This window comes from Janthinobacterium sp. GW822-FHT07H11, assembly GCF_058798615.1.
In genome coordinates this window covers 3111245-3135164 of sequence record NZ_CM179507.1, presented here as the reverse complement: position 1 = coordinate 3135164, position 23920 = coordinate 3111245, and the positions used below count along the sequence as shown (strand labels likewise).

Annotated in this window: 21 protein-coding genes and 2 pseudogenes; 6 read left to right on the top strand and 17 right to left on the bottom strand. The window is 66.2% G+C overall.

Annotated features, from left to right (window positions below):
• Positions 1–120 precede the first annotated feature (120 nt).
• Positions 121–555 (top strand): annotated as a pseudogene (locus AC3RCJ_RS14005) (transposase); the annotation flags it as partial.
• 165 nt (positions 556–720) lie between these two features.
• Here the strand turns inward: AC3RCJ_RS14005 and AC3RCJ_RS14000 are convergent.
• The 5 genes and pseudogenes from AC3RCJ_RS14000 to AC3RCJ_RS13980 form a co-directional block, all read right to left on the bottom strand.
• Positions 721–1368 (bottom strand): lecithin retinol acyltransferase family protein, encoded by a 648-nt coding sequence (locus tag AC3RCJ_RS14000; RefSeq protein WP_492965145.1) that lies wholly within the window; start codon positions 1366–1368, stop codon positions 721–723.
• A 75-nt stretch (positions 1369–1443) separates the two neighbouring features.
• Positions 1444–2388 (bottom strand): structural protein, encoded by a 945-nt coding sequence (locus tag AC3RCJ_RS13995; protein ID WP_492965143.1) that lies wholly within the window; start codon positions 2386–2388, stop codon positions 1444–1446.
• Positions 2385–2789, bottom strand: coding sequence for a putative metallopeptidase (locus AC3RCJ_RS13990; RefSeq protein WP_492965147.1), 405 nt, complete (start codon positions 2787–2789; stop codon positions 2385–2387). The genes AC3RCJ_RS13995 and AC3RCJ_RS13990 overlap by 4 nt, the downstream gene beginning before the upstream one ends.
• Before the next feature lie 624 nt (positions 2790–3413).
• Complete coding sequence (locus AC3RCJ_RS13985) at positions 3414–3674, bottom strand: hypothetical protein (RefSeq protein WP_492965142.1); 261 nt, start codon at positions 3672–3674, stop codon at positions 3414–3416.
• A gap of 157 nt (positions 3675–3831) precedes the next feature.
• Positions 3832–3951 (bottom strand): annotated as a pseudogene (locus tag AC3RCJ_RS13980) (FxDxF family PEP-CTERM protein); the annotation flags it as partial.
• A 487-nt stretch (positions 3952–4438) separates the two neighbouring features.
• Here AC3RCJ_RS13980 and AC3RCJ_RS13975 point away from each other — a divergent pair.
• On the top strand, positions 4439–4780 hold the full coding sequence (locus tag AC3RCJ_RS13975) for a transposase (RefSeq protein WP_492965141.1): 342 nt from the start codon (positions 4439–4441) through the stop codon (positions 4778–4780).
• Between the two features lie 26 nt (positions 4781–4806).
• On the opposite strand, the gene AC3RCJ_RS13970 is transcribed toward AC3RCJ_RS13975, so the two are convergent.
• The 4 genes from AC3RCJ_RS13970 to AC3RCJ_RS13955 all read right to left on the bottom strand — a co-directional run bounded on the left by AC3RCJ_RS13970 (position 4807) and on the right by AC3RCJ_RS13955 (position 7612).
• Positions 4807–5763 carry a FecR family protein gene (locus tag AC3RCJ_RS13970; RefSeq protein WP_492965738.1) on the bottom strand — a complete coding sequence of 319 codons (957 nt, stop codon included), beginning with the start codon at positions 5761–5763 and terminating at the stop codon, positions 4807–4809.
• A 14-nt stretch (positions 5764–5777) separates the two neighbouring features.
• Positions 5778–6320, bottom strand: coding sequence for an RNA polymerase sigma factor (locus AC3RCJ_RS13965; protein ID WP_492964960.1), 543 nt, complete (start codon positions 6318–6320; stop codon positions 5778–5780).
• Positions 6320–7036: an STN domain-containing protein gene (locus tag AC3RCJ_RS13960; RefSeq protein WP_492965736.1), complete on the bottom strand. Its 717-nt coding sequence runs from the start codon at positions 7034–7036 to the stop codon at positions 6320–6322. The genes AC3RCJ_RS13965 and AC3RCJ_RS13960 overlap by 1 nt, the downstream gene beginning before the upstream one ends.
• 264 nt (positions 7037–7300) lie before the next feature.
• A complete protein-coding gene (locus AC3RCJ_RS13955; protein WP_492964962.1) occupies positions 7301–7612 on the bottom strand; it encodes a hypothetical protein in 312 nt (103 codons plus the stop codon).
• A 320-nt stretch (positions 7613–7932) separates the two neighbouring features.
• Between AC3RCJ_RS13955 and AC3RCJ_RS13950 the strand changes: the two genes are divergently transcribed.
• Complete coding sequence (locus AC3RCJ_RS13950) at positions 7933–8631, top strand: alpha/beta hydrolase (RefSeq protein ID WP_492964963.1); 699 nt, start codon at positions 7933–7935, stop codon at positions 8629–8631.
• Positions 8632–8638: 7 nt separating this feature from the next.
• On the opposite strand, the gene AC3RCJ_RS13945 is transcribed toward AC3RCJ_RS13950, so the two are convergent.
• Complete coding sequence (locus AC3RCJ_RS13945) at positions 8639–9625, bottom strand: magnesium and cobalt transport protein CorA (RefSeq protein WP_492964964.1); 987 nt, start codon at positions 9623–9625, stop codon at positions 8639–8641.
• A 240-nt stretch (positions 9626–9865) separates the two neighbouring features.
• On the opposite strand from AC3RCJ_RS13945, the gene AC3RCJ_RS13940 reads away from it, so the two are divergent.
• From AC3RCJ_RS13940 to AC3RCJ_RS13930, 3 genes are read left to right on the top strand one after another with little or no spacing between them, the layout of a single operon-like run.
• Complete coding sequence (locus AC3RCJ_RS13940; RefSeq protein WP_492964965.1) at positions 9866–10372, top strand: sigma-70 family RNA polymerase sigma factor; 507 nt, start codon at positions 9866–9868, stop codon at positions 10370–10372.
• Positions 10351–11325, top strand: a complete 975-nt coding sequence (locus AC3RCJ_RS13935; RefSeq protein ID WP_492964966.1) for a FecR domain-containing protein — start codon at positions 10351–10353, stop codon at positions 11323–11325. Before AC3RCJ_RS13940 ends, AC3RCJ_RS13935 begins: the two co-directional genes overlap by 22 nt.
• Before the next feature lie 60 nt (positions 11326–11385).
• A complete protein-coding gene (locus tag AC3RCJ_RS13930) occupies positions 11386–13806 on the top strand; it encodes a TonB-dependent siderophore receptor (RefSeq protein ID WP_492964967.1) in 2421 nt (806 codons plus the stop codon).
• Between the two features lie 88 nt (positions 13807–13894).
• Here the strand turns inward: AC3RCJ_RS13930 and AC3RCJ_RS13925 are convergent, their stop codons facing one another.
• From AC3RCJ_RS13925 to paoA, 7 genes are all read right to left on the bottom strand, one after another.
• Positions 13895–14614, bottom strand: a complete 720-nt coding sequence (locus AC3RCJ_RS13925; RefSeq protein WP_492964968.1) for an SIMPL domain-containing protein — start codon at positions 14612–14614, stop codon at positions 13895–13897.
• A 91-nt stretch (positions 14615–14705) separates the two neighbouring features.
• Positions 14706–17216, bottom strand: coding sequence for an ATP-binding protein (locus tag AC3RCJ_RS13920; protein ID WP_492964969.1), 2511 nt, complete (start codon positions 17214–17216; stop codon positions 14706–14708).
• A gap of 10 nt (positions 17217–17226) precedes the next feature.
• Positions 17227–18258, bottom strand: a complete 1032-nt coding sequence (locus tag AC3RCJ_RS13915) for an ABC transporter substrate-binding protein (RefSeq protein ID WP_492964970.1) — start codon at positions 18256–18258, stop codon at positions 17227–17229.
• Positions 18255–19892, bottom strand: coding sequence for a response regulator (locus AC3RCJ_RS13910; protein ID WP_492964971.1), 1638 nt, complete (start codon positions 19890–19892; stop codon positions 18255–18257). Before AC3RCJ_RS13910 ends, AC3RCJ_RS13915 begins: the two co-directional genes overlap by 4 nt.
• A gap of 122 nt (positions 19893–20014) precedes the next feature.
• Positions 20015–22213: an aldehyde oxidoreductase molybdenum-binding subunit PaoC gene (gene paoC, locus AC3RCJ_RS13905; RefSeq protein ID WP_492964972.1), complete on the bottom strand. Its 2199-nt coding sequence runs from the start codon at positions 22211–22213 to the stop codon at positions 20015–20017.
• 4 nt (positions 22214–22217) lie between these two features.
• Positions 22218–23177, bottom strand: a complete 960-nt coding sequence (locus tag AC3RCJ_RS13900; RefSeq protein ID WP_492964973.1) for an FAD binding domain-containing protein — start codon at positions 23175–23177, stop codon at positions 22218–22220.
• A complete protein-coding gene (gene paoA, locus AC3RCJ_RS13895; RefSeq protein ID WP_492964974.1) occupies positions 23174–23836 on the bottom strand; it encodes an aldehyde dehydrogenase iron-sulfur subunit PaoA in 663 nt (220 codons plus the stop codon). The genes AC3RCJ_RS13900 and paoA overlap by 4 nt, the downstream gene beginning before the upstream one ends.
• Positions 23837–23920 lie beyond the last annotated feature (84 nt).

Here is a 23920-nt window from a genome sequence, read left to right as displayed (position 1 = left end):
TTATTTTTTCCAGAAACACTATGGAAGACAACGCCGGGAGCGTTCCCATAGTGGAAAACGAGATACGCTGTGTCCACGCCCGGCTTGATGCGCGCGCGCGTGACAGGGCCTAGGGTCTATCTGACTGAGTTGCAAGCGGCAGCCGAAGCGTCCGGGCGTATCGATTGGGATGGCGCTGCACTGGATGCGACCCACGTCAAGGCACAACGCAGTGCAGTTGGCGCCAGGAAGAAATTCCGGACGCAGAAAAAAGGGGCGCATAACTGACGAGTGGCTGGGGCGATCACGTGGTGGATTGAGCAGCAAAATCCATCTATGCGTTGATGGGAACGGCTTGCCATTATCGATCGTGGTCACCGCCGGACAAAGCAGCGATGCGGCAAATATCGGCCCTGTACTGGACGCGATCAGCGTGCCGCGACCGGCACGAGGACTCCACGCAAACGCCCGACCAGCTTGCGTGTGGAGCGTGCTTACGGCGCGCGTTGTTACCGAAAAGCGATCCAGCAACGCGGCATCCGGTGCGTGTGCCCTGAGCGCCTCGACGCGAGAAAAATCGATTACGTCGAGCGCGCGATCAATCGGCTGAAAGATTACCGCACCGTCGCAACACGATACGACAAACGCGGCCATAACTTCTTCACGGCCGTGCTTGTGGCAACAATTATGATGTGGCCTCCATGAACTCAGTCAGACACACCCTAGCGGGTGAATACGAGGTTACTTGCGAAACCACCGGACAGCTTGCGTGACCGCTAAGACAGGAGCTGCTACCGGCAAGCACGCTACGACAGCTGCAGCGGTGACCACCCCAGTGACCACACCTGAGCTGCTCGTTTCAATGGCGGAAGCATCCTTCTTTGAGAGGTGCTTTCGTGCCGTTGCTGCCAGGGCTACTGCCGGCAGAAAACACCCCACTACCGTCTCGACGACATCAACCTGGGTGCTTCGGGACTTTCCTGTAATTGCCCACGAGCAAAAGTCCTCGCAATTATTACTGTGGAGGTCATACTCATTCTCGCCGAGGCGGGATTCTGCACGGCGGACAACTTCTTTGCCTTGAAAGGAAGCAGAGGAATACCCTCTAACAGTAATCTCTCTGCCGCCAGAAAAGGTATCAAGCGTATCGAAAACGACCGGCCCTGATGTCCAGCCTTCACTGAACCCAGAATAGTGGATGACTATTCCCTCACCCGCATAGATGCCATGATGAGTATAAAACGTGCGGCTCACGATCAGGTGATCGCCAATCTTCAATTCGTATCCAGCGTCGGTAAAATAATTGGACTTGCCGTAAGCGTACGATGAGCGGGCCGAGTTGGAAGGATTGGTCATGGCAAGCATATTCAAAATAAGAAGTTTCATCATAGCAACTTTGCAACCGAATGAATAGTGCCTTATGGAAATTTTTCATATCCATTAACACTTAGTGTTTTTGCCAGACTATTTATACTTCGCCCGTAACTCCTCCAGCGTCAGCTTCCGCCACTTGAGATTCATCAGGTCATCCAGCGTGATCTTGCCCGCCTCATACATTTCGGCGTGGCCCGGGCCCAGGTACTCAGCCCGCCAGGCCTTGTCCTTGCTGGCGAGGAAGTCCTTGAGTTTCATCTTGCTGTTGAGCGGGCTTCCGTCGCTGGGCCGTGCGCTTTCGCCAGGCTCGTCCGGCTCGATGTCCAGATCCTTGAAAGACTTGGTGCGCGTACTGAGCACGCATCGGCAGCTGAAATGGATGGCGCCGGGCCCACCTGCCCGCTCGTGCGTGTGGTTGATCGTCTGCTGATCATGCAGCGAGTACTCATGCAGGTCGCGCATGGCGCACAGCCGGCAGGTATGCGAATCCAGCGTGGCCAGCCACACCAGCCACTCGATCAGGTCCGCATTCTGCCCGGACGAGGCCAGGCGCGCAGCGTCGCCCACGGCCTGCACCGAGCTATGCACCAGCGCACGGGCATTTGCCGCTGACGCCTTGAGAAGGCCCTGCTCGCCCGGGGCGACAGGATCTGGCGCAGCCGTCGGACCCTTGGCTGCAGGTTTGGCCGCCGGGGCTGCTGTCGGCGCGCCAGGCTTTCCTGCCGGCCCGGTCAGTGGCGCGCCTGGCACATCGGGCGTCTTGCCTTTTGCACTTGGCGGCTCGCTGGCCGACTTCTCGCCCGGCCTGCCCGAGGGTAGCGAAGTTTTCGGGTCAGGCATGGGCGGCGTGGCAGGCAACGCAGGTTTGTCGGCCAGTGAATCGGCCGCCCTGGCGCTCTTGCCCGGCACGCGCGACACGATCTGCGACGTCGTCTCACCCTGCGCAGCACCGAGCCGGACCTGGCTGGCGAAGCGGAATTGCGTATCCACCGCCTGGCGCTTCCACCAGTCCGCCGATGGCGCACCCTTGATCAAGGTGTCACCGACCAGCTTTTTTCCAGATAGGTGGCCGGCGGCAACTTGGCGCCGAGCTCGATCTTCAGGGCCTGCGCCAGCACCTTGGTCATGTAATCAGCGTTGATGCGGACCATGCCGGTCAGGTTGCGGGGTATTTCGGCCTGCATGCCGGTGTAGTGGGACGAAATCACCGCATTCGACTCGCGCAGTAGCGCACCCAGGGTAATGAGGCAGTCCGGCACTGCGCCGAACCAGTCGGCCATCTGTTGTTGCTGGCGCCCCTTCTGCCACGGGCCACGGCAGAACGTGACTTCTTCGCACTGGCCCAGCACCGTGCGACCTTGTTTGGCGAAGCTGTGTGGTGCCCACAGAAACTGCACGTCGGCATATTCCAGGCGGGCGTGGTCTTCGTTGTGCAGCGCTCCGCCTTCGATGAGGATGGTTGTGCGCGCCCACTTGGCACCTCGGGCGCGGGCTGGTACCGCTTGTTCAGCGGGTCGGCGAATGCGGGTGGCGGCATCGGGCGCAAGGATCTGGGCGCTGCGAGATTGCGGCTTTTCTTCATTCCGACCTACTAGATGTAGTGTTTGACAGCAATTCTGGCGGTCTCAGCCCGGTGATTTTTGACACTTTCGTTCGCGACCTACTAAATGTAGTGTCGTACGCGCCTTCGATGCTTAAATTGACCGGCGGCATGGTCGCGCCCAGCCCCCACAGCGCGATAGAGCCGCCGCAATTCAGCACGGCCAATTCCTCGACGCTCGGGCGCCAGTACGACACCACGGCAGGCAGATCGCCAACATGTGTGCGCGTGACTGGCAGCGCGTTGCAAGGTAGTTCGCCCTGGTCCCAACCTGCAGGTGCGCCCAGCACGCCGTTATTCGATGGGTGTTGGATTTTCTGCGTGGCTGCTTTCGTTATGCCGCCGCCCCCAGCAGGCGCCGCGGTGCATCGCGGCTGGAGTCCTCTGGATCTTTGCTACGTCGGTGACTGCGCCCGTTTTTCAAAGCCCTGCCACTGGAGCGCACTGGCAGTCGCAAGTGTCAGTTGTATGGGATGCCGCCGCGCCGGGCATGCTGCATCATGGCCTGGTGCGCGGCCTCGCTGCGCTCGCGCATCCAGGCGTCGACACCGCCAGCGGTCGCAACAGCCAGATGGCGAGTCATATCGCGCACCCCGGTGGCCATTTGCTGCGGCGTCCAATGGCTGCTGATGTATTCCAGCTCTGGGCCTTTGTGCCCTACGATACGCAGGCCTCGGCGTGGCGCCAACTCGTATTCGCCCAGCGTCGTGTCGACGTCCATCTGGGCAATGCTGAAGTGCCCGCGTAGCGTGCCCATATCGATACCGTTACGGCCGTAGATGACATCCCTGCTGGGGCGAAAACGGTAGACGCAAAAAAGCCCGCTATCGTTTCGGGGCGGGCTTCGATTTATTGCGCGGCCAGGGCCGCAATGGTGTTTATGCCTTGCGGCGGCGCGCTACAACGCCCAGCAGCCCCAAGCCTGCGAGGAACATGCCGTACGTCTCCGGCTCAGGGACGGCAGACACGGTCTGCTTGATGTTGTAAGTTCCCCAGTATCCGAATTTACTCTCGCTCGCGTATGTAAAATCGTACGACTGCGTAGTATTTAAGTAAATCCAAAAATCGTTAGTCTCGTTGGTGATCCCGTTATAGCCACTCAGCAGTCCACCGACCAAAGCGCCCTTATTCACGAAGGCGACACCCACATCGGACCGAGTGTAGTGCACGTTACCTATCGTAAGGTCGAATTTTTTTACTGCGGTCCAATTCGATCCAAGTGAATCCGCCGAGAAGATGGCGTAACCCTTGGCCGAATTGAACGGTGCCGGACTAGGTTCTTCGTAATCATCGTAAGACACTGGGATGAAGTTCATTGCCGTGAAATCCAATCGGTAATCAGCCGCTTGCGCCGAAGCAGCGCAGAACAAAGAGGCGGCGACGACGCCAGCAATTCGTTTAAACATGGAAGTCCCCTAGAAGTTTTAATAATGTCAATGATATTAACATAATGAAAATTCTAGGTGTAAAAAAAACACCTCGAGGATGGCTTTGTTTTTTGCTGCCACGGCCATAGCGCGTGGTGAGCGCCCGACCAGCTTGCGTGTGGACTGTGCTTATGGCGCGCGTTGTTATCGAAAGGCGATCCAGCAACGCGGCATCCGGTGCGTGTGCCCTGAGCGCCTCGACGCGAGAAAAAATCGATTACGTCGAGGGCGCCGTGGAGGCCCGCCTCCACGGTTCGAGACCGAAGCCGACAAAAGCCGCAATGTCGTCGAGCGCGCGATCCATCGGCTAAAAGATTACCACGCCGTCGCAACACGATACGACAGACGCGGCCATAACTTCTTCACGGCCGTGCTTGTGGCAACAATTATGATGATGTAGCCTCCATGAACTCAGTCAGACACACCCTAGCTGAGCAAGACCAGATTGCCAGGCAAGTAGGTGAGCCGGGCGCCATACAGGTCGCGGATCAGCGCCAGGGCGACATCGAGCTTGTCGATGGAAAACTGCGCCTGGACGCGGCGCAAGCCCAGTTCTTCGCTTTGCACGAAGATCCTGCCGGGCCGGTAACGATTGAGTTCGTCGACCACCTGCGCCAGCGGCGTGTCATTGAACAGCAGCAAGCCCCGGCGCCAGGCCAGCACGGCTGCGGAATCGGCAGGCGCGGCCAGGTGCAGCGCGGCCGGGTCGTAGCGCAGGCGCTGCGACGCGGACAAGGTGGTGCGCCGCAGCGGATGGTCGACCTCGACCCTGCCTTCCAGGCAGCTCAATTCCACCTCGCCGCCGGGCAGGCAGCGCACATTGAAACTGGCGGCGCGCGCCTGCAGCCGCGCACCGCCAGCGAGCACCGTACACGCGTCGTGCCCGTCCGCCACGATCTGCGCTTCGCCGGCCAGCAATTCGATGAACGCGGCGTCGCCCGCACCGCGCAGGTTCAGGCGCGTCTGCGTATTCATGCGCACTTGCGCGCCGCCGGCCAGCGCCAGCTGGCGCTGCTCGCCCGTGCCCGTGCGATAGTCGGCGGCCAGGTCGCCCACGGACGGCCACAGGGCCAGCGGCGGGCGCACGGCCAGCAGCGCCACGCCGGCGGCCAGCGCGCCGCCCAGGAAGGCGCGCCGGCCAAGCGACGGCGCGCGCCTGGCCGGCGCGCGTGCAAGCGCCGGCGCCGCCAGGCGCAAGCCGCGCCACAGCTGTCCCAGCTCGCGCGCAGCCCGGGCGTGGCGGGGACTTTGCGCGCGCCAGCGGGCGAACGCCTGCGCATCGGCCTCGCTCGCCTGGCCCGAGCGCAGGCGTACCAGCCATTGCCTGGCCTGTTCCTCGATATCGCCGTCGCTGGCGTGGCTGTCGTTGCGGTGTTGGGTCATGATGAAGAATCGTATCAGAAGCGGCGCGGGCCGCCACGGGCGGCCACGTCGGCCGGCGCGCCCACGTATCGCTGGCAATGGCGCAAGGCGTGCCGCAACTCCTTTTCCACCAGGCTCAGCGAGATATCCAGGCGCGCGGCGATCTCGCGATTGAGCTGGCCATCGATATGCGCGGCCAGCAGGATCTCGCGCTGGCGCGGCGTGAGCTGGCGCAGGGCCGTTTCCAGCGCCGCGATCTCGCTGCGCGCCGCGACGATGCGTTCGGGGTCGGCCAGTTCGTCTTCCACGTCGAACAGGGCGTCGATATCGGCATCGCTCAGTTTCCGCTGTTCGCGGCGGTACTGGTCGGTGGCGACGTTGACGGCCATCTGCAGCAGGTAGGCGTCGGGGTTGCGCACGGCCGTATTACCGGGCATGGACTCCAGGCGCAGCCAGGTCTCCTGCAGCGCATCGGCCGCGCGCTCGCCCGTGCCGACGATATATTCCAGCTTGCGGCGCAACTGGCCATAGCGCGTCACCAGCACGCCGCGCAGGCGCGCGCGCAAGGAATCGGGCATCAGCCTGGCCCTTCGCCTGCCGCCGCTGGACAGGCGGCGCCGCCAGCCTCGTGCGGACGCAGCAGTATCGTGATCGGCTGCGGCATGGCCGGCGGCGGCGGCTCGAATACCTGCGCGCGCAGGCGGCTGGAGATCAGCGCATCGCGCAGCGGACGCCCCGTGCTGCCCGCCTGTTTCAGCGTCGCCACGCCGCCCGACGCGGCGATGCGCAGGCGCAGCGCCAGGCGGTAGCCGCCGGGGCGGGTCAGGGTCGAACGGCACAGGACGCGCAGCAATTGCGCCTGCACGCCGCTGACATAAGCGCCATAGTCCGCGCCGCCCGCATGCACGGCATCGATGGCGTCCAGGGCGATGGCAGCGCTTTCCGGCGGCGCTGGCGGCGCAGCCTCGGTCTCGGTCTCGCCGGCAGGCAGCTGGATGATGGCGGCATTCGCCTCTGGAAAATGGGCCTGCAGGCCGGTGCCGGACAGCAGGCGCTGCAGCGCCTCCGGCGCCGGCAGGCTGCCTTGCACGGCACTGCTGTAGCGCTGGCGCAGGGCGCCGCTGGGTGCCAGCACGGAAATGCCCGTGACCAGGCCATATGCCCTGAGCGCGTCGGCCAGCGGCTGGGCGGGAATCTGGAACGTGTAGAGCGGTACTGCCGCGGCGGCGAGGCCGGCCAGCAGCAGGCATCCGGCCAGCGCCAGCACACTGAGCGACGCCGGGCTCGCTGTCATCACGCTATCGTCCTGTTCTCGAAAATGGGGCTGTTGCCGACGGACCGTCCATCGCCAGCAGCAGGCTACACGGCAAAAGTGACACTGTCGTGACACGCCCGGACCGGACGCCGCCTTCCGTCATTCTCTCCCCATGCTCGGCCGCGCTGCCGGGCAGGCGCCGGCCGGCCATCGACAATGGCAAGCACGGCGACTTCTTCATCGAGTACGCGTCGGGTAGCAGGCGGCGGTCAACGCCGCCCTGTCCCGTGCCCGAGCGCCTGACTACATGCGCTGGCAGGCGGCCGGCTGGCCGTTTCGCGCGGCCGGATGCCAGCTCTTGCCCGAGCTTTTCACCTTGCAGTTATGCGCATCGCGATTGCTCAGCACGTCGCCGCCGCACTTGGCCGCCGAGCAGCACTGCTGTACCGTGGCGTTGACATCGCATGCCGCGTTGGGCGCGGCGACCGGGGCCTCGGGCTTGGCCATCTCGCCGCTGGCCGGTTTCACCGGCTTGTCCTGGGCCAGGGCCGGCGCCTGCGCCAGCACAAGGAAGGACATCGATACCAACAGGGCGCTCAGGAAATGACGTTTCATTGCTGCTCCTCGACAGGTAAACCATGAACCGGCCCACGGCTTGCATCAGCGCTTGTGCGAGACCGCGCCGCGACCCGGCAAGGGACGAGCCGCCGCTGCGGGCATTTCCGCATAAGCTAACTCGCAAACGGTATGACGAATTCATGGTAGCAGCTAAATGCGCGCCAAATCTCTCGAATGCTTGCAGCCGCGCCTGGCGCTGGCGATGCCCGCAAGCGTCTACAATAGGGCTGGACCGGCATGCCGCCGGCCGCCGCGCCGCAACCTGCTGACAGGCGGCATGGCATAGCAGGTCAGCCCCCGCCACCAGGAGTATCGGCATGAACAATCAGACCACCATCGTCCTCGTCCACGGTTTCTGGGGCGGCGCCGCCCACTGGAGCCGCGTCATCGCCGAATTGCGGCGCCAGGGCCATACGGCCATCCGCGCCGTGGAACTGCCGCTGACCTCGCTGGCGGACGACGCCGAACGCACGCGCAAGATGGTGGCGCAGGTCCAGGGGCCGGTCTTGCTGGTAGGCCACTCCTACGGCGGCGCCGTCATCAGCGTGGCGGGCCATGCGCCCAATGTGCGTGGGCTCGTGTATGTCGCCGCCTTCGCGCCCGATGCCGGCGAAAGTCCGGGCAGCATCACGCAGGAACACCCGCCGCTGGGCGCGGCCAGCCTGGAAGGCGACAGCGACGGCTACCTGTGGGTCAAGGCCGACAAGTACCACGAGAGCTTTTGCCAGGACCTGGACGCGGAAGAAGGCGCCGTGCTGGGCGTGGTGCAGAAGGCGCCGCTGGCCGGCACCTTCGGCGACAGCGTGGCCGACCCGGCCTGGCGCCACAAGCCGTCGTGGTACCAGGTGTCCAGCGCCGACCGCATGATTTCGCCCGCCAACCAGCAGCGCATGGCGGCGCGCCTGCAGGCCAGGAAAGTCATCACGCTCGACGCCAGCCACGCTTCGCTCGCTTCGCGTCCCGTGGAGGTGGCGGCGCTGATCCTGGAAGCGGCGGGCGCGGTAGCCGGCGAATAAGCGCCGGCTACAGCCAGCCGTCGCGCTTCAGGCGCCGGTGCAGCAGGTAGCAGCCGACGAAGATGCCGGCGATCACGGCCGGATAGCTGCCCCGCCATTTCAGCTCGGGCATGAATTCGAAGTTCATGCCGTACAGGCTGAAGACCATGGTGGGCACGGCCAGGATGGCGCCCCAGCCGGCCAGGCGCTTGACCACTTCGTTCTGGCGTAGCGAAATCTGCCCCAGCGCCACTTGCATGGCGGAATTGACCATTTCGCGCATCTGCCCGGCCGTGTGCGTGACCCGTTTCACGTGGTCGAGGATGTCGCGGTAATAAATGCGGTTTTCCTTGGGCACGATATCGCCGTGGAAACGGATCAGCTGCGTGCAGATTTCATGCAGCGGGTTGACGGCCGCGTCCAGCTTCAGCAATTCCGTCTTGAGCTGGTAGAAATCCTGCAGCTTGTCTTCGGACAGGGTCGGCTTGAACAGCTGCTGTTCATATTGCTGGAAGGTCGCTTGCAGATGGTCGATGCAGGGCTGGTACTGGTCGACGATGAAATCGATGATGGAATACAGTACATAGCCGGGGCCGCTGGCGAGTTTCTCGGGCACGCTCTCCTTGCGCTCGCGCAACTTCGCATAGCCGGCCGAAGGGCCGTGGCGCACGGTGATGATGAAGCGGCAGCCAAGGAAGACGTGCGTTTCGCCATACACGATGGCGGCGCCGTCGAGGCTGGCAGTGTGCAAGACCATGAACAGGGTGTCGCCATACTCCTCCAGCTTGGGCCGCTCATGCGCGCCTTCCGCATCCTCGACAGCCAGCTCGTGCAAGCCGAAGGCCGACTGCAGCGCCTGCATGGCGGCGCTGTCGGGACCAGCCAGGCCGATCCAGACGAAACAATCGGGGTCGTCGAGAAAGTCGCCCACCTTGTCGATGTCGAAATGCGCGATCTTCTTGCCGGCGCGATAGGCCGCGCAATTGACGACGGCGGCGTGTGTACTGAGTTCCATGGGGATTCCGGAGAGGGGCTGCTGTGCTGGAGGGCCAGTATAGCGGAAGGCCGGCAGCGCTCTGTTAATTGCTTCACAACCAGAAAATGTCGCCCATCGAGCCGGCGCCCCTGCGGCCGGCGCCATTGACATTCAAACACATCAATGTAAAATGAGAACCATTCGCATTTAAGAAGGACCAGCATCCGCCAGCGGCTTGGGAACTTCAGCGCCAACCTGGAGTGTGCCGTGACGTGTGTCGTGAAACCTGCCCCCGCCGCCGATCCCCTTGCCCTGCTGTATGGCGAGCACCACCCGTGGCTGCTGCGCTGGCTGCGCGGCAAGCTGGCCTGTTCGGACCACGCGGCCGACCTGGCGCAAGACACCTTCGTCAAACTGCTGGCCACGCCAGAGGAACGGGCCGTCACCGTGCGCGAGCCGCGCGCCTACCTGACGACGGTGGCGCGGCGCCTGCTGATCGACCACTACCGCCGCCAGTCGCTGGAGCAGGCCTGGCTGGCCACCCTGGCACAGCTGCCCGCGCCCGTGGCGCCGTCGGCGCAAGACCGTTTGCTGATCCTGGAAACCCTGCACCAGATCGACGCCATGCTCGACGGCCTGGGCGCGAAGGTGCGCACGGCCTTCCTGCTGTCGCAGCTGGAAGGCCTGGCGTATGCGGACATCGCCGCGCGCCTGCGGGTCAGCGAGCGCACCGTCAAGCGCTATATGGTGCGGGCGTTCGAGCAATGCATCCTGTTGCTGGCATGAGCGCGGCCATCGATGCGCGCGCCGCGCGCGAAGCGGCACACTGGATGATGCGCCTGCAGGGCGGCGAACTGGACGACGCCGCGCGGCAGGCGCTGGCCCGCTGGCGCGCCCGCCATCCGCACAATGAAACGGCCTGGCAGCGCGCCGAGCAAGTGTGCCGCCGCTTCGGCATGCTGCCCGCGCCGCTGGCCCTGCCCGTGCTGGACCGCCCGACCGGCGCCGCCCGCCGCGCCGCCCTGAAGACCCTGGCCCTGCTGATCGTCGCCGGGCCAGCCGGCTGGGCCATGCTGAAGGTGGCGCCGTGGCAGCAATGGACATCCGGGCTGCGCACGGCGACGGGAGAAATCAGCCACCTGGCCCTGGCCGATGGCAGCCGCCTGAGCCTGAACACGGCCAGCGCCGCCGATATCGCCTTCAGCGATGCGCTGCGCCTGGTCCAGCTGCGCGCCGGCGAACTGCACGTGGCGACCAGCCCCGATGCGCGCCGGCGCCCCTTCATCGTACGCACCAGCAACGGCAGCATCCGCGCCCTCGGCACGCGCTTCACGGTACGCCAGGAGGATAGCCTGATCCAGGCACGCACCCGCGTGGCCGTCTCGCAGGGCGCCGTCGAAGTGCGCCCCGCCGAAGGCAGCCCCGTCATCGTGCAGGCCGGCTGGCAAGCCAGCTTCGATACGACGGCCGCCAGCGTGCCGCAGCCGCTGGCGCCGCACGCCGACGCCTGGACCCAGGGCCTGCTGTATGCGGACGACACGCCGCTGGCCCAGGTGCTGGCGCAGCTGGCCCGCTACCGCCACGGCGTGGTGCGCTGCGACCCGGCCGTGGCGCGCCTGCGCGTGTCGGGCGTGTACCAACTGCATGATACAGATCAATTATTATCACTATTGCAAGCCTCGCTGCCCATCCGCGTGCAACGCCACGGCCGCTGGTGGATTTCCGTCGGGCCCGCATAAATTTTTGAAAACAATGTCCCTTTCCGCCATGTGCCCCGTCAATCCACACAGGACCAACACATGAACGAAGGGAAACACCTGATGAAGCACTACCGCAACACCACCACGACCCTGGCCCTGCTGGGCAGCCTGGCCTTGAGCGCGCCCGCCTTTGCGCAAGCGCACCAGCAGGAGGCGCCCGCGCGCCACTACCAGGTGGCCGCCGGCCCCCTGGGCACGGCCCTGTCCGCTTTCGCGGCCGACGCCGGCGTCAGCATTTCCGGCGCTTCCACGCTGTACGCGGGCTTGCGCAGCCAGGGCCTGCACGGCAGCTACAGCGTGGCGGGCGGCTTCGCCCGCCTGCTCGATGGCAGCGGCCTCGTCGCCGTCGACCAGGGCGGCGGCCACTACGCCGTGCGCCGGCTGCCGTCGGCCGCCGACGCGGCCACCCTGCCCGGCATCGCCGTGCGCGCCATGGCCGAGCGCGGCACCAGCACGGAAGGGTCAAATTCGTACACGACGCCAGCCACGGCCAGCGCCACCGGATTGGTGCTGTCGCTGCGCGACACGCCGCAATCGGTCAGCGTCATCACGCGCCAGCGCATGGATGACCAGGACTTGCAGACGGTGCGCGACGTGCTGCGCAACACGCCCGGCATCGCCGTCAACCAGTTCGACACGGAGCGCAGCACCTTTTCCGCGCGCGGCTTCGACGTCGACAATTTCCAGTACGACGGCGTGCCCACCACCTATAAGGTGCAGTATTCGGGCGGCGAGTCGGAAATGGATGCGCTGATCTACGACCGCGTGGAAGTGACGCGCGGCGCCACGGGCCTGCTGACGGGCGCCGGCTACCCGTCCGCCTCGATCAACCTGGTGCGCAAGCGGGCCAGCGCCCGGCAATTCGAGGGGCAATGGTCGCTGGCGGCCGGCTCCTGGAGCGATTACCGGGGCACCGTCGACCTGGCCGCACCGCTGAACGCAGACGGCTCCGTACGCGGCAGGATCGCTGGCGCCTGGCAGGACCGCAAGTCGTTTACCAACGGTTATTCAAACCAGCGCCAGATCCTGTACGCCACCGCCGAAGCGGACCTGGCGCCCGGCACCGTCGTCATGGTGGGCGCCAGCTACCAGAAGAACGACCCGAAAGGCAGCAACTGGGGCGGCTTCCCCCTGTGGTACAGCGACGGTTCGCGCACCGATTTCGACCGTTCCGTCACCACGGCGCCCCGCTGGGCCGCCTGGGCCACCGAGCAGACCAACGTGCACGCCACCGTGGAACACGCGCTGGGCCAGGGCTGGAAGGCGCAGGCGCAAACCATGTACAGCAAGCATACGGAAGACACGCCGCTGCTCTTCCTGGCGGAACGGCCGGACAAGGTCACGGGGCTGGGCATGCTCGGCTATCCGAACCGCTACCTCGGCCAGCGCGACCAGAGCAGCGCCGACGTCAAGCTGTCCGGCCCGTTCAACCTTGGCGGACGCGAACATGAAGTCATCATCGGCGCCAATTACACCGTGCAACATGCCGAATTCAGCGTCAAGGAAGCGCTCGATCCCGAACCGATCGGCAATTTCCTCGCCTGGGATGGCAGCTACCCGCAACCGGCCTGGGGCGAGCCCGTGCTGTCGGAAAAGTACACGACGAAGCAATATGGCGCGTATGGCGCGGCGCGCCTGAACCTGGCCGAGAACACCAAACTGATCGTCGGCGGACGCCTGAGCCGCTGGGACAAGGACCGCGTCGGCTTCGACGGCAGCGCCCGCTTCGCCTTCGCCAAGAGCAAGTTCGTGCCGTATGCGGGCCTGGTGCTGGACCTGAACGACACCTATTCCGCGTATGCCAGCTACACGGACATCTTCCGCCCGCAGGAAAACCAGGACCGCAGCGGCGCCTGGCTGGACCCGCTGACGGGCCAGAGCATCGAAGTGGGCTTGAAGGGGGAATTGGCCGGCGGCCAGGCCAACGGTTCCATCGGCATCTTTGAAATCAAGCAGGACAAGCTGGCCCAGCCGGACGGCGCCTCGCGCGTGCCGGGCACCACCACGCAGGCGTATTACGCGGCGCGCGGCGCCACCAGCCGCGGCATCGAGGCAGAATTATCGGGCCGTCTGGCGCCGGGCTGGAACGTGACGGCCAGCGCCAGCCACTTCCGCGCCAAAGACCGCGATCAGCAGGACATCAACACCCTGTCGCCGCGCTCGACGGCGCGCCTGTTCATGACCTGGAAGGCGCGGCCCGACCTCACCGTGGGCGGCGGCGTCAACTGGCAAAGCAGGTTCTACTTTGACGACGAAGGCCCGAACGGCAGGCAGCGCGTCGCGCAGCAAGCCTACGGCACGGCCAGCCTGATGGCCACGTACCAGCTGTCGCGCCAGCTGACGGCCCAGCTGAACGTGGAAAATGTACTCGACAAGAAGTACATCAACATCAACACCTATGCGCAAGGCACGTATGGCATGCCGCGCAGCGTGCGGGGGACCTTGACCTACCGTTTTTGATGTAGCGCCAGGCCGGCCTGGCATTGCGCGAAGCGCCTTGGTCGGCCGGGCCGGCGCGCCGGCGGGATCGGCCCGGTGCCGGCGAGCGTCACTCCAGCTTGAACAAGACGTGCACGCTCTTCTCCAAGGCGATGCTGCCGGGCGCGCGCACGGCTGACGATGCATCGGCTGGAGGAATATAGGGCGGCGGCGCGAAAACCTCACTGCCGGAATGCATCAGCGTGCGCTCCAGCGACTGAAACGACACTTCCGAGATGGCCATGACGGACGCGATCTTCCGGTTGAACGATTTGGCAGCGCGCGCCGCCTTCGCCTCCGCATCCTTGGCCGCCTTCAAATCGAGCTCGGCGACAATTGCATCGTGCGCGCTGGTCTTGAATTCCGTGTCCAGCCGCGTGATATTTTTCATGGCGGCCAGCTGCGACACCAGCGGCGTCCAGGCCGCCAAATCCCGCACCCACACGCGCAAGTTGCGGTTGATCACATACACGGGCGGCGCATCGCGTTTTTCCCTGCTGGCGTAATCGAGCGAGCGCATGATATTGGACGACTGGATATCGGCTTGCGCTATCTTCACCTGACCCAGCGACTGAAAGATCTCCGCGGCACTGGCATTGACCACGGCAAGCGTCTTTGCCGCGTCGGCGCCACGGCTGGAAACGGTAATGTCCATGACGGCCATGTCCGGCGGCACTTCCACCCGGGCCGTGCCGGTCTGGAAGATGAAGGGATAATCAGGCAAGGACGAGGCCTGGGCGGCCAGGTTCAAGGTAAAAAGACCCATCAACAGCAACAGTTTGCGCTTCATGCCTCTCCCGTGTGATTAAATAATGTTTCGACAATATAGCAGTACTGACACAACCCCCCCAATCCGCCGGCCGCGCGCCGCCGGCATGGCGCTAGCCCGTCGAAATGACCTTGTTCAGGGCGCGCCGCAATTCCTTCAGCCGCGGCGGCTTGCCCAGCACGCAGTTGACGTGTTCGGGGTAGTCGCTGTCGGCCTCCAGGCGCTGGCCCCAGCCCGTCAGCATGACGATGGGCGTGGCCGGCGAGCACTGGCGCACCGCGCTGGCCACCTTGCGTCCGTCCACGTAGGGCATGCCCAGGTCCGTGATGACCACCGCGAAGTACTCGTGCCGGTCGTACGCGGCCAGGAAGCAGTCGATGCCGGCCTGGCCGCCATCGGCGGACACCACCTCGTGGCCGTCGATTTCCAGGATGTCGCGCAGGGACTTGAGCACCATCGGGTCGTCGTCCACCACCAGGATGCGCAGGCGCGGCGGCACCACGTGGGCCGCATCGTCCGGTTCGGCCACGTCCTGCGCGGCATCGGCGGGGAACGCCAGGCGCACCGTCGTGCCCTGCCCCGGCGCCGTGACGATGTCGATGCTGGCGCCATGGCGCTCCATCATGCCGTACACCATGGCCAGGCCCAGGCCCGTGCCCCGTTCGCCCTTGGTGGTGAAGAACGGCTCCAGGCAGCGCCGGCGCGTAGTGTCATCCATGCCGATGCCCGTGTCGCCCACCTCGATGCGCACCTGCCGCGCGCCCGCCACGCCGACGCTGGCCGTGCGCACGCTCAGGGTGCCGCCTTCCGGCATGGCGTCGACGGCGTTGAAGATCAGGTTGGTCAGCGCCTCGCGGATTTCGCCCACGCTGCCGGGCAGCATGGGCAGCGCCTCGGCCAGTTCCGTGCGCAGCTCGATGACGATGCCGCGCTGCTGCGGCATGTCGCTCCAGCGCGCGCGCGTCAGGTCCAGCACCTGCTGCGCCACCAGGTTGGCGTTGACGGGCGCCAGCGCCAGCCGCGGTTCGCGCTGGCGGTAGAATTCGCGCATGCGCGCCACGGTGGCGGCCACGTCGTCGATGGCCCGCTCGATCACTTGCAGGCAATGGCGGCCCTGCGGACTGAGGCTCGTTTCCGTCTCCAGCAGCGATTCCGTGTACAGGGCCACGGGAGAAATGGCGTTATTGATGTCGTGCGCGATGCCGCTGGCCATCTGGCCCAGCGCGCGCAGGCGCTCCTGCTGCATCGCCGACTGCTGCGTCTGGCGCAAGTCCTCGTAGGCGCGCTGCAGCGCGCCGTACAACTGCGCCTGGTTGGCGGCCAGCGCCACGTGCTCGCTCAGCTGGCTGAGGAATTCGCACTCGCCGCTGGTAAAGCTGTGCGCGGCGCGGCGTGCCACGATCAGGATGCCGAACACCGTGTTTTCGGCCAGCAGCGGCGCCATGACGAGGGCATGCAAGCCCCCCTGCGCCAGCCGCTGCGGAAACGGAAACGCCACTTCGCCGATGTCGGCCTCATACACGAGCTTGCCCCGCACGCAGCTCGACAGGCCATTCTCGTCGATGGGGATGTGCGCCTGCTCGCCCATCATGAACGACTGCGCCAGCGCCTCGCTGCGCACGCCCACGCACGTCACCTGCAGCGCGTGCTCGGACGGCTGGTACAGGCAGATGCAGCTGAAATCGACGGGCAGCTGGTCTTCCAGGCTGCGCACGACCACCTGGAAGATGCTGCGCAAGTCCTGCCGTTCGCCGACCGACCGCGTGATCTGCTGCAGCAGGTTCAGGCGCTCGAGCTGTTCATGCACCTTGCGCTCGGCCAGCTGGCGCTCGGCGATCTGCGTCTCCAGGGCGGCATTCGTCTGCGCCAGTTCGTCGCGCGAGACGGTGGTGCGGCGCAGCTTGTCCGTCATGCCGTCGAAGGCGCGCGCCAGGTCGCCGATTTCATTTTTCGTGTGCACGCCGAGCGCAAAATCGAGCTTGCCGGCGCCGACGATCAGGGTGCCCTGGCGCAGCTTTTCCAGCGGCCCCGTGACGCTGGTGATGGTGAAATAGATCAAGCCGGCCACCAGCGCGATGATCGTGCCGCCGAACAGGATCACGGCCACGTTGGCCCGCTGCTGCGCCGCCAGCACCCCTTGCCGGCTCAGCTCGGACAGCCGCATCGCGTCCGAGATCATGCCCTGCACCTTGCCCATGATCTGCCCGGACAGGCGCGACTCCAGCTCGCCCAGCACCTCGCGCCGCCGCGGGTCCTGCCCCAGTTCGCGGTGGTTGGCGACGAACAGCTCGAACAGGCTGCCCACGCCGGCCAGCTCGCCCTGCAATTCGCGCAGCAGCGCGCGCTCCTCGCCGCCGTTGAAGGCGGGCGTGGCCAGCAGCCCCGTGGCCAGCGACTCGCTGCGCAACTGCCACTGGGCGCGCGTGCGCGCGCCATGGTGCAGCGCATATTCGATCGACAGGTAGCGCAGCGAGGTGACGGCCTGCAGGATGTCGGCCGCCGCCTTGTTCTTCGCCAGCTCGCGCTGCATCGCCATGGTGGTGGAAAACAGCACGGTGACGATGATGGCCACGATGAGCACGCAGAACAGCTCGGCCAGCTTGAAGCGCGTCACGATTTTCACGGTGGGCCTCTCAATGAATGACCGTCACGGCCGATGGCGCCACGGCTTCCAGGCCGTCCAGGTAGACGGCGTCAAGGAAATTCGGCATCTCGCCGCGCCCGCCCAGGCGGTTCTTGATGGCCCAGCGCGCCTCGTCCTCCAGCGCCAGCAGCAAGCCCTGGTCGAGCCAGACGCCGAACTGGTAGCCGTGCCAGGCCGCCTGCAGGCGCGCCGCCTCGGCGGGCGAGGCGCTGGCAAACAGCGCGCGCGCGGCATCGGGCTCGTCGCGGCAGAAGCGCGCACCGGCGATCAGCGCGCGCAGCACCTTGCGCATCGTGGCCGGGTGGCTGCGCACATAGTCGCGCGTGCCGGCCACGTTGAACAGCCCCGCATACACATCCTCGCCATAGAAGATGGCCGCATTGCCCGCGATGGCATGCGTCATGCCCGTCAGGAATGGCTCCCAGCCGGCCGCCGCGTCGACCTCGCCCCGCACCAGCGCGCCGGCCAGCTGCTCCGGCGCATAGTTGTGCAAGCTGACCTCCCCGGGCAGCAGCTTCTGGCGGTTCAGGAAGGCGTCGAGCGTGAAATGGCCGGACGTGCCCAGGGTCACGCCGATGCGCTTGCCCTTCAGGCTGGCGGGCGTGGATACGCCGCGATCCAGGCGCCCCACGATGCCGTGGTCGCGCTCGGCCTCGAAGATGCTGGCAATGATGACGACGGCATGGTTTTCCAGGCTGGCCAGCACCACGGGAATGTCGGAAACGGTGCCCAGGTCGGCCGTGCCCTGCAGCACGGCCTGCATCGAGGCCTTGCCCGACGAATACGGCTGCAGCAGCGCGTGGATGCCCTCGCGCGCGAAATAGCCGTGCCCGCGCGCGGCCAGCACGGGGCAGCTGCCCGCGTAGTCCGCATTCACGGCCAGGCGCAGCACTTCCACGGGACCGGGTGCCGGGCCGGGCCGGGCATTGAGCCGCCAGATGGCCGCCGCCGCGGCCAGCACCAGCAGCAGCGCGATGGCCGCCAGCCAGATCCCCCGTCGCGCTGGCGCGGCGCCGTTCATGCGCTGCGCTGCGCCGTGGCCGATTCCAGCGCGCTGTTGATGGCCTCGGAAAACGCCACCACGTCGATCGGCTTGGTGAGATAGCGATAAAAGCCCGCCGCCAGTCCGTGGCGGACGTCGGCCGGCCCGGCCACGGCCGTCAGCGCGATGACGGGAATATGCGCGGTGCGGGCGTCGGCGCGCAGCAGCTGCATGACTTGCGTGCCGCTGATATCGGGCAGGTCGCTATCCATCAGTATCAGCTGCGGCACGTGGCGGCGCGCCATTTCCAGGCCCGTCTGCCCGTCGCCGGCGGAGAGCAGGTCGAGATCGGGACGAAAGTGCACCAGCCCCGCCACCAGCGTCACATTCAGGGGATTGTCTTCCACATACAGCAGCGTCTTGCGGTCCGGCAGCCGCACGGCTTCGGCGGGACGGGGAAAGACAGGCAGGCGCGGGATTTCCATCACCGGCGCACGCGCAGGGCAACTGGCGATATCGAGCCAGAAAGTGCTGCCGCGCCCGGGCGTGCTGGCCACGCCTATCCGCGCCTGCATGGCTTCGGCCAGGCGCTTGCTGACCACCAGCCCCAGGCCCGTGCCCTCTTCGTCGCGCGTGTCGCGGCCCAGGCGGTTGAAGGGCTGGAACAGCGTTTCCAGCTGCGCCGCGCTCAGGCCGAGGCCCGTGTCGCGCACGGACAGGCGCAGCAGCCGCGCATCGAGCGGCTGGCAATCGACATGGATCTCGCCCTGTTCGCGGTTGTACTTGACGGCATTCGACAACAGGTTGAGCAGCACCTGCTTGAGGCGCGTGCGGTCGGCCAGCACGTGCACGCTGCCCGCCTCGACAAACGTCAGCGTGATGCCGCGCTTTTGCGCCAGCGGCTCCATCATCTGCCAGCAGTCGTGGTAGATGTCGGCCAGGCCCACGGCCTCCATCGACAGCGACATCTTGCCCGACTCGATCCTGGCGATGTCGAGGATATCGTTGATCAGGGTCAGCAAATGCCGGCCCGCGCCGAAAATATGCGAGGCAAAGGTTTTCCTTTCCTGCGCCGTCGAGGGGATGGAATCGGACGTCAGCATCTGCGAAAAGCCCAGGATGGCGTTGAGCGGCGTGCGCAGCTCGTGGCTCATGCTGGACAGGAAACTGGTCTTTTCCTGGTTCGCCCGCTCGGCCACCTCGCGCGCCAGCTGCAAGTCCTTGTTCATGGCATCGAGTTCGGCCGTGTGCTGGCGCAGCAGCAGTTCCAGGCGCGCATTGGCGATGCGCAGCTGGCGCGTTTCCAGCGCCCGCGCCAGTATCAGCAGGATGCCCGAGACCTTGAAGGGCTTGACGACATAGTCGAGCGCGCCCGCCTTCATCGCCTGCACGGCCGAGGCGATGGTGCCTTCGCCCGTCATGACGATGCAGGCGAGGTCCGGGTCGATCTGGCGCGCCGCTTCCACCACGGCGATCCCGTTCATGCCCGGCATCATCAGGTCGACCAGCAGCAAGTCGAACGATTCGATGGCCAGCAGCGACAGCGCCGACTCGCCCGACGTGAGCCCCGTCGTTTCGTAGGCCTGGCCGCGCAAGGTGTCGCACAGGGCGCGCACGTGCGCGAGCTCGTCGTCGACAATCAGTATCCGGGGCGGCATTGAGGACCTGTTCATGCAATCTCCTGGCGGTATGACCTTGCGGACCGGGAACTTGCCCCGCAACATGCGTTCCGAGCATAGCACTTGAAAATTACCAAAAATACACGCTTTGTCACGCGCGCGGCGACGCCGCGAAGCTAGGCCATCGCGGGCAGGCCGCGCAGCAGCTTGTCGAGGGTCAGCGGATAGTCGCGCACCCGCACCCCCGTGGCGTTATGAACGGCATTGGCAATGGCCGCCGCCACGCCGCAAATGCCCAGTTCGCCCACGCCCTTGGCCTTCATCGGCGAGGACAGGGGGTCCGTTTCGTCGAGGAAGATGACGTCCTGGTGCGCAATGTCGGCGTGCACGGGCACTTCGTAGCCGGCCAGGTCGTGGTTGACGAAGAAGCCGCGACGCCGGTCGACCACCAGCGCTTCCATCAGGGCCGCGCCCACGCCCATGGTCATGGCGCCGATCACCTGGCTGCGCGCCGCCTTGGGATTGAGGATGCGGCCGGCCGCGCACACGGCCAGCATGCGGCGCACGCGCACTTCGCCCGTGGCGCTGTCGACGCCCACTTCGACGAAATGCGCGCCGAACGTCGATTGCTGGAATTTTTTATCGAGGTCGCCGTATTCCATGCGGTCTTCCGCGACGATGTCGCCATTCGCCGCCGCCTGCGCCAGCGGCACGCTGCGCTCGCCCTGGCTCACCTGGCCATCGGAAAAGCGCGCCTGCTTTTCGTCAAAGCCCAGCTTGCCCGCGATGGCCTGGCGCAGGCGCACGCAGGCCGCGTACACGCCGGCCGTGGCACTGTTGCCGCCCCACTGCCCGCCCGACCCGGCCGACACGGGAAAATCCGAGTCGCCCAGGCGCACGACCACCTTGTCCAGGGTCACGCCCAGCATTTCCGCCGCCGTCTGGGCAATAATCGTGTAGCTGCCCGTGCCGATGTCCGTCATGTCCGTTTCCACGCTGACGATGCCCTGGCCGTCCAGGCGCACGCGGGCGGCGGACGGCATGACGAGGTTGTTGCGGAAGGCGGCGGCCACGCCCATGCCCAGCAGCCAGCGGCCATCGCGCCGCATGCCCGGCTGGGTTGCTCGCTCCTTCCAGCCGAATTCCACGGCGCCCGTGCGCAGGCAATCGACCAGCCGGCGCTGCGAAAACGGGCGGCCAGGCTTTTCCGGGTCCACCTTCGTATCGTTGAGGATGCGCAGGACGATGGGGTCCATGTGCAATTTTTCCGCCAGCTCGTCCATGGCGATTTCCAGCGCCATCAGTCCCGGCGCCTCGCCCGGCGCGCGCATGGCATTGCCTTCCGGCAAGTCGAGCACGGCCAGGCGCATGGCCGTCATGCGGTGCGGCCCCGCGTACAGCAGGCGCGTCTGCATCACGGCCGTTTCCGGCTGGCCCCCTTTCAGGTCGCCCGACCACGATTCATGGCCGATGGCCGTGATCTTGCCGTCGCGCGTGGCGCCCAGGCGCAGGCGCTGGATGGTGGCGGGCCGGTGCGTCGTGTTGTTGAACATCAGGGGCCGCGTCAAGGCCACTTTCACGGGGCGCTGCGCCGCGCGCGCCCCGAGCGCCGCCAGCAAGGCTTCCGCGCGCACGAACAGCTTGCCGCCGAAGCCGCCGCCGATGTAGGGCGAGACGATGCGCACCCTGTCCTTCGGCATGCCCAAAGTGCGGGCCAGGTCGCCCCGGCCCCAATCCACCATCTGGTTCGCCGTCCAGACTGTCAATTTATCGCCCTCCCAGGCGGCGATCGAGGCGTGCGGCTCCATCATGGCATGCGACTGGTCGGGCGTCGTGTAGCTCGCGTCCAGGCGCACGGGGGCCGCCGCATACGCGCGCGCGAAGTCGCCCGTCTTGCTGTCGGGCTGGCCATCCTTCGGCCTGGCAGCGCCGCCCTTGGCCTTGGCCAGGTCGAATACGCCCGGCTGCTCGACATACTTGACGTCGAGCAACTGCGCGGCCGAACGGGCTTGCTCGAAGGTATCCGCCACCACCAGCGCGATGGCCTGGTGGTAATGCTCGATGTCCGGGCCGCCGAGCAGCTTCGCCGTGTTCATCTTGCCTTTGCCCAGCTTTCCTGCGGATTGCGCCGTCACCACGGCCAGCACGCCGGGCGCCCGGCGCGCGGCGCTGGCATCGAGCGAGACAATGCGCCCCCTGGCGATGGCCGCGCCGACGACGTAACCGTAGGCGGCGTGCGGCGCGGCCTTGTTCTGCTCATACGCATACGGCGCCGTGCCCGTGGTTTTCAGGGAGCCGTCGACGCGGTCCGTGGGCCGCCCCACGACTTTCAGCTGGTCGATGGGATTGGTGGTGGCGGGTGTCGTAAATTTCATGGCCCTAGCCTTTCTTCGCTTGTACTTCAGCCATCACGGCGGCAATCGTGCGCTGCGCCAGGATCAGCTTGAAGGCGTTGTCGGCAGTGGGATGGGCGCCGGCCAGCAGGCGCGCGCTGACGGCGGCGGCGCCGGCGGGCAGCGCCTGTTCCGCGTCAGCAACGCTCCACGGCTGCGGCGCCACGCCGCCCAAGGCCAGCCGGCCCGCGCCATCGGGCAAGATAATCGCCGCCACGGACACCAGCGCGAACGCGTACGAGGCGCGGTCGCGCACCTTGCGGTAGACGTGCGTGCCGCCCCCGGGCGGGGGCAAGGTCACGCTGGTGATCAGTTCGCCCGGCTGCAGCACCGTTTCCAGCTGCGGCGTGTTGCCCGGCAAGCGGTAAAAGTCGGCAATCGGGATGCGGCGCATGCTGCCATCGGCCCGCACCGTGTCGATGCCGGCGTCGAGCACGCGCATGGCGACGGCCATGTCGCTCGGGTGCGTGGCGATGCAGGCGTCGCTGCCGCCCAGGATGGCCAGCGGCCGGCTGTAGCCGGCGATGGCCGAGCAGCCGCTGCCCGGCACGCGCTTGTTGCAGGCCTGGTTCGTGTCATAGAAATACGCGCAGCGCGTGCGCTGCAGCAGGTTGCCCGCCGTCGTCGCCTTGTTGCGCAGCTGCGCCGAGGCCCCCGCCAGCAAGGCGCGCGACAGCACGCCGTAGTCGCGCCGCACGGTGGCGTGCGCCGCCAGCGCCGTATTGCGCACCAGGGCGCCGATGCGCAGGCCGCCGTCTGCCGTCGTTTCCACTGTATCGAGCGCGAGGCCATTGATGTCGATCAAATGTGCCGGGGTGTCGATTTCCAGTTTCATCAGGTCGAGCAGATTCGTGCCGCCCGCGATGAAGCGCGCGCCCGGCGTGTGCAAGGCGGCGGCCGCCGCCTCGGCCGGCGTGGCGGCCTTCTGGTAGCTGAACACTCTCATGCCGGCCTCCCCGCCACCTCGGAGATCGCCTCGATGATGTTCGCATACGCGCCGCAGCGGCACAGATTGCCGCTCATGCGCTCGCGCAGTTCTTCCGGGGTCGCCTGTGGCTGCGCGTTCAAGTCCGCGCTGGCGTGGCTGGGGATGCCCTGGCGGATTTCGCCCAGCGCGGCCACGGCCGAGCAGATCTGCCCCGGCGTGCAGTAGCCGCATTGAAAGCCGTCATGCGCGATGAAGGCGGCCTGCATCGGATGCAATTTATCCGGCGTGCCCAATCCCTCGATGGTGGTGAGCTTCGCGCCCTCATGCATCACGGCAAGAGTCAAACAGGCATTGATGCGCTGGCCGTCGAGGATCACCGTGCAGGCGCCGCACTGGCCGTGATCGCAGCCTTTTTTCGTGCCCGTCAGGTGCAAGTGCTCGCGCAAGGCGTCGAGCAAGGTGGTGCGCGTGTCGAGTTCCAGGCTGCGGCGCTGGCCGTTGACGTCGAGGCTGACTGTCATCAGCACGGGCGGCGCGGAAAAACCGGCCTCGGTGGCCGTCTTTACCGCTCCCGCCACGCCGGGCACGGCCGCCGCCGTGGCCGACAGCGCACCGGCGATCAGCAGCCCGCGCCGCGCCGCATCGATTTCATCGTCATGGGGTCTGGCCTGTGTCATGTGACGCTACCTCCTGGCTGTTGGCTGGACAGGCGCGTGCAGGCCCGGGATTCCAGCGTGACAGCAGGATGGCTGCGCGTCTGT